Here is a 2,165-nt window from a genome sequence, read left to right as displayed (position 1 = left end):
ACCGTACCGGCAGCGGGGCCCGGTAACACGGACGCTCGCCCCCGTCGACCGGGAGCGAGCGTCCGTGGGTGAGCGGATCAGGCGGTGGTGATGTTCTCCGCCTGGGGGCCCTTCTGGCCCTGGGTGACGTCGAAGTTCACCTTCTGGCCCTCCTGGAGCTCACGGAAGCCCTGGGCGGCGATGTTCGAGTAGTGGGCGAAGACGTCCGGGCCGCCGCCGTCCTGCTCGATGAAACCGAAGCCCTTTTCCGAGTTGAACCACTTGACGGTACCGCTGGCCATTTTGTCCTCCAAGGGGACTCATAGGTCGGTTCCCGCACCTTGCGGGAACCGGAGGTGATCGCCCTGGTCCTCAGAGACTCTGAACAGCAAAAAAGCCCGCGAAAGCGTACTCACGGGCGACCGGTACTTCGGAACCATGACAGCTACCGCAAACGCTACACGGACAGTCGCGCCATGACCACGGAAACGCCGAAGTCGATTTAGGAGATCCCCTCTCAGGGACGAAAACGCAGTGGGTGGTCGGCGGGTACCTCGGTCAGCGCGATGCGGTGTCCGTCCGGATCGGCGATCCACATCTCGATCAGGCCCCACGGTTCGCGTACGGGCGGCCGCAGCACCCGCACTCCGCGCTCCACGAGTTCCTCGTGTGCCGCCGCGCAGTCGGCCACCTGCATCCACAACCGCAGCGTGGTCGTCGGCGGGCCTTCGGAGCGCCCCGACACCTCGAGGAAGCCACCGCCGAGGAAGTACACCGTCCCCCGTTCCGGTCCGGTACCGAACTCTCGGTAGACCGCCAGGCCAAGCCCGTGTTCGTAGAAGTCGCGTGAGGCCTGCGGGTCGCCCGGCGTCAGCAGCACCCGGCTGCTCAGTACATGCACCATGGCGACGACCTTACGCACAAGGTTCCGGCTCGCCCGCTGCCGGCGTGACCGGGAGGCACGCGGTGCCGGTCGCACTCGCGTCGCCCGACGCCGCCGTGCCGTCCTGGCCGGCGCTCCCGCGCTCTCGCCGCCGCCGCGTACGGATCAGTGCGGGATGCCGTCGATCAGCTCGCGCGCCCCCTGGCGCAGCAGGGCCACGGCGACGGACGTGCCCAGCGTGGCGGGATCCAGCGGGCCGGCCCATTCATGGGCGTCGAGCACCGTCTTCCCGTCCGGAGTGAAGACACGCGCCCGCAAGGAGATGTCCCCGTTGCCGTGGGTCGTGGCGTAGCCGGCGATCGGCGAGTTGCAGTGGCCCTGGAGGACGTGCAGCAACATGCGTTCCGCGGTGGTCTCCCGGCGGGTCGGGGCGTGGTCGAGGGCGCTCACCGCGTCGATGGTGCCGATGTCGTCCTCGCGGCACTGCAGGCCCAGGACGCCGGCCCCGATCGGCGGGCACATCGCCTCCGGCGTGAGGATGTCGCTGATCACGTCGGCCCGGCCGATGCGACGCAGACCGGACACCGCCAGCAGCAGGGCGTCCGCCTCTCCCGAGGCGAGCTTGGCCAGCCGCCGGTTGGCGTTGCCCCGGAAGGGGACACAGCGCAGCTGAGGGTGGGAGACGGCGAGCTGGGCCACTCGGCGTACGGAGGAGGTGCCGATCCGCGCCCCGGCGGGGAGGCGGTCGAGCGTGAGTCCGCCGGGGTGGACGAGGGCGTCGCGGATGTCGTCGCGCTCGAGGAACGCGGCGAAGGTCGTACCCGCGGGCAGCGGCCTGTCGGCGGGTACGTCCTTCACGCAGTGCACGGCGAGATCCGCGTGGCCGGCGAGCAGGGCGGCGTCGACCTCCTTGGTGAACGCCCCCTTGCCCTCGACCTGTGCGAGGTCCCCCATCCACCGGTCGCCGGTCGTCTTCACGGGGACGACCTCGGTGACGACGCCCGGGTGGGCGGCCGCGAGCTCGGCACGGACCCGTTCGACCTGAGCCAGTGCCATGGGCGAGTCACGGGAGACGATGCGGATCAACTCGGGTGCGGACATGCCGTCCACGATAGTGCGCCGGACGCGGGGGCGGCCGCCTGCGGCGGAGTCCCCGGGGACGCCTCCGCCCGGCCGCACACTCACGGCGATTTCCGGCCGCGTTGAAACGGTGGCGGTTCGCACGGCCACGTCACCGTCCGGGTTCCGGCCCCGGCGCGGAGAGGTCGCCCACCTGGGACGGCGGCGGCCGGGACGCCCCGCC

The 2,165-nt window shown here is 70.9% G+C and carries 3 protein-coding genes; all 3 read right to left on the bottom strand.

All coding sequences use genetic code 11. From position 1 onward, the window contains the following. Positions 1 to 77 precede the first annotated feature (77 nt). Complete coding sequence (locus ABZ371_RS32000; RefSeq protein WP_069170173.1) at positions 78 to 281, bottom strand: cold-shock protein; 204 nt, start codon at positions 279 to 281, stop codon at positions 78 to 80. A 215-nt stretch (positions 282 to 496) separates the two neighbouring features. Next, the gene (locus ABZ371_RS31995; protein ID WP_358686315.1) at positions 497 to 883 is read right to left on the bottom strand and encodes a VOC family protein; all 387 of its coding nucleotides are present in this window, start codon (positions 881 to 883) and stop codon (positions 497 to 499) included. A 144-nt stretch (positions 884 to 1,027) separates the two neighbouring features. Continuing rightward, on the bottom strand, positions 1,028 to 1,963 hold the full coding sequence (gene hemC, locus ABZ371_RS31990; protein ID WP_358686312.1) for a hydroxymethylbilane synthase: 936 nt from the start codon (positions 1,961 to 1,963) through the stop codon (positions 1,028 to 1,030). Between the last annotated feature and the right edge of the window lie 202 nt (positions 1,964 to 2,165).

The organism is Streptomyces sp. NPDC005899, from assembly GCF_040629645.1.
Lineage (GTDB): Bacteria > Actinomycetota > Actinomycetes > Streptomycetales > Streptomycetaceae > Streptomyces.
Note: the sequence above shows the minus strand (reverse complement) of the source record. Positions and strands in the feature narration are given on the sequence as shown.

Bases quoted from the DNA above. Each gene is read 5' to 3' on its own strand.
- ABZ371_RS32000 (WP_069170173.1), bottom strand. From the start codon at position 281: ATGGCCAGCGGTACCGTCAAGTGGTTCAACTCGGAAAAGGGCTTCGGT.
- hemC (WP_358686312.1), bottom strand. From the start codon at position 1,963: ATGTCCGCACCCGAGTTGATCCGCATCGTCTCCCGTGACTCGCCCATG.
- ABZ371_RS31995 (WP_358686315.1), bottom strand. From the start codon at position 883: ATGGTGCATGTACTGAGCAGCCGGGTGCTGCTGACGCCGGGCGACCCG.